General features: G+C 67.6%; 5 protein-coding genes. 3 read left to right on the top strand and 2 right to left on the bottom strand.

Annotated elements, in window-relative coordinates; translation table 11 throughout:
* Nucleotides 1-8: 8 nt before the first annotated feature.
* Together GXB81_RS23805 and GXB81_RS23810 are read left to right on the top strand one after the other, a co-directional pair.
* Complete coding sequence (locus GXB81_RS23805) at nucleotides 9-1025, top strand: zinc-binding alcohol dehydrogenase family protein (RefSeq protein WP_205990493.1); 1017 nt, start codon at nucleotides 9-11, stop codon at nucleotides 1023-1025.
* Between the two features lie 304 nt (nucleotides 1026-1329).
* A complete protein-coding gene (locus GXB81_RS23810; RefSeq protein ID WP_167284529.1) occupies nucleotides 1330-1878 on the top strand; it encodes a DUF6013 family protein in 549 nt (182 codons plus the stop codon).
* Nucleotides 1879-1982: 104 nt separating this feature from the next.
* Here GXB81_RS23810 and fetB read toward each other — a convergent pair whose 3' ends face one another.
* Together fetB and GXB81_RS23820 are read right to left on the bottom strand one after the other, a co-directional pair.
* Nucleotides 1983-2786, bottom strand: a complete 804-nt coding sequence (fetB, locus tag GXB81_RS23815) for an iron export ABC transporter permease subunit FetB (protein ID WP_205990494.1) — start codon at nucleotides 2784-2786, stop codon at nucleotides 1983-1985.
* Nucleotides 2783-3484 carry an ATP-binding cassette domain-containing protein gene (locus GXB81_RS23820; RefSeq protein ID WP_205990495.1) on the bottom strand — a complete coding sequence of 234 codons (702 nt, stop codon included), beginning with the start codon at nucleotides 3482-3484 and terminating at the stop codon, nucleotides 2783-2785. The genes fetB and GXB81_RS23820 overlap by 4 nt, the downstream gene beginning before the upstream one ends.
* A 316-nt stretch (nucleotides 3485-3800) precedes the next feature.
* Between GXB81_RS23820 and GXB81_RS23825 the strand changes: the two genes are divergently transcribed.
* On the top strand, nucleotides 3801-6224 hold a 2424-nt coding region (locus GXB81_RS23825; protein ID WP_205990496.1), incomplete at its 3' end, for an AsmA family protein.

The raw sequence follows: 6224 nt of genomic DNA on the forward strand, positions 1-6224 counted from the left end.
GAGCAGCCATGAAAGCCATCGGACTTTACCGTTATTTGCCGATCGATCACGCCGAAGCGCTCGTCGATGTCGAGATCCCGCAACCCGAAGCAAGCGGACACGATCTGCTCGTGAAGGTCGAAGCGATTTCCGTGAACCCGGTCGACACCAAGGTGCGCGCGCCGAAGGACACCGTCGAGAACGCGCCGCGCGTGCTCGGCTGGGACGCCGCCGGCACGGTCGTCGCGGTCGGGCCCGAGGTCTCGCTGTTCAAGGTCGGCGATCCGGTGTTCTACGCGGGCAGCATCACGCGGCCGGGTGCCAACAGCGAGTTTCATCTTGTCGACGAGCGCATCGTCGGGCACAAGCCGGCCTCGCTCGATTTCACGCACGCGGCGGCGTTGCCGCTTACCGCGATCACCGCTTGGGAAGCGCTGTTCGACCGCCTCGGCGTGTCGCCGCAAGGCGCCGACGCGGGCCGCACGGTACTGATTTTCGGCGGCGCGGGCGGGGTTGGCTCGATCGGCATCCAGCTTGCCAGACAGCTGGCGAAGCTCAAGGTGATCGCGACCGCGTCGCGGCCCGAATCGGCGAAGTGGGCGAAGGAGTTGGGCGCCGATCACGTCGTCGATCATTTCGGCGATCTGCCCGCGCAACTGAAGGCAATCGGCGTCGAGCAGGTCGACTACGTGCTGATCTTCAACGACACCGACCGCAATTTCCCGGCTGCCGCGCAGCTGGTCAAGCCGCAGGGCGGCATCTGCACGATCGTCGAAAACGCTGCGCCGCTGCCGGTCGAACTGCTGAAGGCGAAGAGCGCCGCGTTTCACTGGGAGTTCATGTTCACGCGCTCGATGTTCGGCACGCCTGACATGATCGAGCAGCACAAGCTGCTGACCGAGGTCGCGCGTCTGGTCGATGCGGGCACGCTGCGTACGACGCTCGGCGAGAACCTCGGCCGGATCAACGCGGAGAATCTGCGCCGCGCGCACCGGCAGCTCGAGCAGGGGCGCGCGATCGGCAAACTGGTGCTGACCGGTTTTTGATCCGGTGATTCGATTCGAGCGGGTCGGGCACGGACGGCGACGCGTTGACCATGACAGCGAGATGACGCCTCGCCGCGCCGGCCCGACACGCGCAGAAACCGCCGCGCCGCAAGCGGGTTAACACCCGAGCTTGCGCGACACGCGCGGCGTCGCGCTTGGCGTTAGACTGGCGGTGCATCATGCTCCAGAACGGTTGCGTGTCCCGCGGCCAGGCTGGCCGGCCGCACCGGTTCGATCCAGCCGGGCAGGGCGCGGGCAGTCGCGCGAAGGCGGGCGCGCAGCGGCACAACAACGAGGTGACAGTATGGGCTTCAGCTTCAAACTCTCCGCCGTTTCCGTTGTCGCTTCTCTCGCCTGCGCGCTCGTACCGGCGGCGCACGCCGCCACGCCGATCACGGTCACGTCCCAGTCCGCGCTCGACGGTCCGATCCGCTACACCGTGCGCGTCACGTCGAAGCAATTCGGCAATTCCCAGGAAACCCGCACGATCCGCTCCGGCGAATCGGATGACTTCACCTGGAAGACCGTGCCGCCGGGCGGTCCCGTGGCCGCGACCGATACGTGCCCGAACTATGCGTCGCTGGCGCTCGACGCGAACGGCGCGATGATCCGGCAGACGCAGATCCGCTTCGCGCCGGTCGTCGCCAAGGACGGCACCGCGAACGTGCAGCTGAGCTTCCAGGCGCAGACGCCGCGCGGTGCCAAGAGCGTGACGAGCGGCGGCAAGACGCTCAAGTGTCCGAACGATGTCCGCATGAGCCAGATCGTGCGTTTCACGATGCCGGTCAACGGCACCACGAAAACGCTGACGCTCAGCGACGGCACCGAAGTGGCGATCAGCGCCAAGCGCTGATCGGCTTCGCGGGTTGGAGCGGGGGCTGACCGTGTGAACCGCAAACGCGGGTCCGCCTCGGCCCGCGCGTGTCGCTTCGTGTACCGCTTGGCCCAACGTCTCGCCTAACGCTTCGCCGCGCGCTCCACGAGCCGCGCCGGCAGAAACTGGTGTTCCGCCGAAAAGAGCCGCCGGTACGTGAGCAGCACCGCGCCCACCGTGCCCAACGCCGACGACGCGGCGATCAGAAACATGATGACGATCTGATACCGCACCGCCTGCAACGGCGACTGGCCGGCCAGCACCTGGCCCGTCATCATGCCGGGCAGGCTCACGACGCCGACCACCGCCATCTGGTTCAGGGTCGGTATCATGCCGGCGCGCACCGCCTGGCGCGCGGGCCCCTGCGCCGCTTCCCAGCGCGTCGCGCCGAGCGCGAGCGCCATCTCGACGCGATCGCGCCGCGCGGTCAGCTCCTCGGTCATGCGTTCGATGCCGAGCGAGACGCCGGTCAGCGTATTGCCGAGGATCATGCCGAGAATCGGAATCGCGTATTGCGGCTCGTACCACGGGTGAATGCGGATCACGACGAAGAGCCCCACGGCCGCGACGAGCCACGAACTGACCCAGATCGACAGCACGCTGTCCGCGCGTTGCCCGGCATAGGTGCGGCTGCCGCGCTGCGCGCCGGCAAAGCCGGCGATCAGCGTCATCACGATCATGAGCGGCAGCACGACGTACCAGCGGTCGTACTGGAACACCCAGCCGAGCACGTAGCCGATCGCGAGCAGTTGCACCACGGTCCGCACCGCGGCCCACGCGAGCTTGCGTTCGAGATCGAGCTTCAGCGCCACCGACACCGCGCCGTTCACGACGATCAGCAGCGCCGCGATCGCGACGTCCCACAAACCCAGATTCTGCAGGCTCATCGAGGCGACTCCTCGGGCGAGGTGGCTTCTTCGAGCACGCCGGCGCGCATCGTCAGATGCCGGCCGCTCATGCGCGCGGCCTGCGCGAGATCGTGCGAGACCCACACCGACGCGTGACGTCCCGGTGCGGCCTCGAACCAGGCTTCCACGAGCGCTTCGATCGCGAGCGACGACGCGGGATCGAGCGCGGCGGTCGGCTCGTCGAGCAGCAGTACTTCGGGCGCGAGTTGCAGCACGCGGATCAGCGCGGCGATCTGCGCTTCGCCGCCCGACAGCTCGCTCGCGGGCTTGCCGAGAAAGTCGCTGCTGCGGCCGGCCTGTTCGGCGAGCAGGCTGGCGCGTTCGCGATCGAAGCGCACGTCGCGATAGACGCCGAGCTCGAACGGATAGCGCAGATTGTCCTCGACGCTGCCGTCGACGAGCGCGGGCCGCTGGCGGATATACGCGACGTTGCGCCGGTAGCGCGGAAGCGCGGCGCGCCCGAGCGGCGCGCCATGCCACAGGATGCGCCCGGCATCGAGCGGATCGAGCAGCGCGAGCGCGCGCAGGAACACGCTCTTGCCCGAGCCGGACGGCCCGGTGATCGCGACGCGCTCGCCGGCGCGCAGCGCGAAGGTGGTCGGCTGCAACAGCGTCTGCGCGCGCTGCGCATCGCGCCGCGCGATGCCGTCGGCGAGAACGAGGGGAACGTCGGTCATGGTTGGATCGGGGTGGGGAGCGTGAGGCACGATGCGTTATTCGATGTGTGCTTGAAGTGTGCGTGGTGCGTTGTGGCTGGCGCGAGCGGCAATCTGCAGAGCAATCTGTCGCCGAACCGTGCGCCATGATAAAACGGCAAGGTCGAACGCAAACGCAAACACAAGCGAAAACGCAGGCACGAGAACGAACACAAGTGCCGGCTCAGACGCATGCGCCGCGATAGACAAGGCGACAGACAGGGCGACTCATCGCTCACGTCCGGGCACGCTATCTGCTGTCCGGTGTACAACATAGAACAACACGCGGAGCCTCTCAATGGCAGTGTCGAGCAGCATCGGACGACGGATCGGAAAAATCATCGCATGGCTGCTGGCGGCGCTCGTCATCCTGATTGCCGCACTCGTCATCTTCATTCTGAGCTTCGACTGGAATCGCGCCCGGCCCTACATCAACGACAAGGTGACGCAGGCGATCGGCCGGCCGTTCGCGATCAACGGCGATCTGAAGGTGGGCTGGCAGAAGCCGGCCGGCGAAACGGGCTGGCGCGGCTGGGTGCCCTGGCCGCGCTTCTCGGCGGCCAACATCACGCTCGGCAATCCCGACTGGGCCAAACAGCCGCAATTCGCGACGCTCGACGAGATCGACTTCGAGGTCGAGGTGCTGCCGCTGCTCGCGCACGACATCGTGATCCCGGCGATCAATCTCGTGAATCCGTCGGTCGATCTCGAACGCATGCTCGACGGGCGCAACAACTGGACCTTCAAGCTGCCGTCCTCGAGCGGGCCGTCCGAATGGACGCTCGATCTGCACGACATCGCGTTCGCGAAGGGCAATATCGCGCTGTCCGATCAGCAGATGAAGGTCGAGTTGCAAATGGCCGTCGATACGCTCGGTCAGCCGATCCCGCTCGGCGAGGCCTTGAAGCAGCAGGAAGCGGCGTCGCGCAGCGCGTCGGCGCAGGCGATCGGCAAGGCCGGCGCGAGCAGGCTCGCTGCGCAGGCCGAGGCGAAGGCGGCGTCGGAAGCGAAGGCGGCGTCGGAAGCGAAGGCGGCGTCCGAGGCTGCTGCATCGGAGGCTGCGGCGAATGCGTCGGCGGTATCGGGGGCTGCAGGGGCATCGGGCGCGGCGGCCACGTCCGCGACTTCTGGCGCGCCCGCCGCGAGCGGTGCCTTGGCGACCGGGGCGAGCGGTGGCGCGAGTGCGGGTGTCGGTTCGGGTACAAGCACAAGTGCAGGCGCTAGTGTAGCGACAGCCGAAACAACCTCGGCCGCGAGCGTCCCCGCCACCGCGCCCGCCGCCCCGCGCGCGACGCCGCTCTACGCGATCGCGTGGACCGTCAAAGGCAGCTACAACAAGACGCCGGTATCGGGTAGCGGCAAAGTCGGCGGCGTGCTCGCGCTGCAGGACGCGGACCGGCCGTTTCCGGTGCAGGCCGACGTGAAGGCTGGCGATCTGCACGTCGCGTTCGTCGGCACGATCGGCGATCCCGCGCATCTCGCCGCGCTCGATCTGCGCCTCTGGCTGCAAGGCAACAGCATGGCGCGGCTCTATGCGCTGACCGGCGTGACCTTGCCCGACACGCCGCCGTATGCGACCGAAGGACATCTGATCGGCCACTTCAGGTCGGGCGGCAACGTCTTTACCTACGAGAATTTTACGGGCCGGGTGGGCGGCAGCGATCTGAACGGCTCGCTGACCTATACGGCGCGCGAACCGCGTCCGCTGCTGCAGGGCGAACTCGTCTCGCATCTGTTGCAGTTCGCCGATCTCGCGCCCGTGATCGGCGCCGATTCGAGCGCAAGCAAGGCGAAGCGCGGCGACGCCACCGCGCAGCCGGGCGGCCGCGTGTTGCCGGTCGAGGAATTCCGCACCGACCGCTGGAAGGCCATCGACGCCGACGTCAAGTTCACGGGCCGGCGCATCGTCAAGAGTTCGAAGCTGCCGATCACGGACCTCTACACGCACGTCGTGCTGAGCAACGGCGTGCTGTCGCTCGAACCGCTGAAGTTCGGCGTCGCGGGCGGCTCGCTCGCCTCGGACATTCATCTGGACGGCAGCGCGACGCCGCTGAAGGGCCGCTTCTCGACCTCGGCGCGGCATCTGAAGCTCAAGCAATTGTTCCCGGACTTCAAGACGATGCAGAACGCGCTCGGCGAGGTCAACGGCGATGCCTCGCTGTCCGCGACCGGCAACTCGCCGGCGGCGCTCGCAGCGACCTCGAACGGCGAGGTGAAGGCGCTCGTCACCGACGGCACCGTGAGCCGTCTCTTGATGGAAGCGGCGGGGCTCAACGTCGCGAACGTCGTCTATGAAAAGCTGTTCGGCAATCGCGACGTGAAGATCAACTGCGCGGCCGCCGATTTCGTCGCGACCAATGGCGTGCTCGAACCGCGCGTGTTCGCGCTCGATACCGACGACGCGGTCATCAACATCGACGGTCACGTGAGCTTGCGCGACGAGACGCTGGACCTCGGCGTGCATCCGCATACGAAGGGCTTCCGGGTCTTTTCGCTGCGCTCGCCGCTGTACGTGAAGGGCACCTTCAAGGACCCGCACGTGGGTGTGGACGCGGCCGCGCTCGCGTTGCGCGGCGGCGCGGCGATCGGCCTCGGGCTCATCAACCCGTTTGCGGCGCTGATTCCGCTGCTCGCGCCGAGCAACAACAAGCCGTTGCCGTGCGGCGAACTGCTCGCGCAGGTGAGGCAGCGGCCGACCGCGCCGCCGCCGGGCGTCCGCCAG

The organism is Paraburkholderia sp. Ac-20336, from assembly GCF_017105025.1.
Classification (GTDB): Bacteria; Pseudomonadota; Gammaproteobacteria; order Burkholderiales; family Burkholderiaceae; genus Paraburkholderia.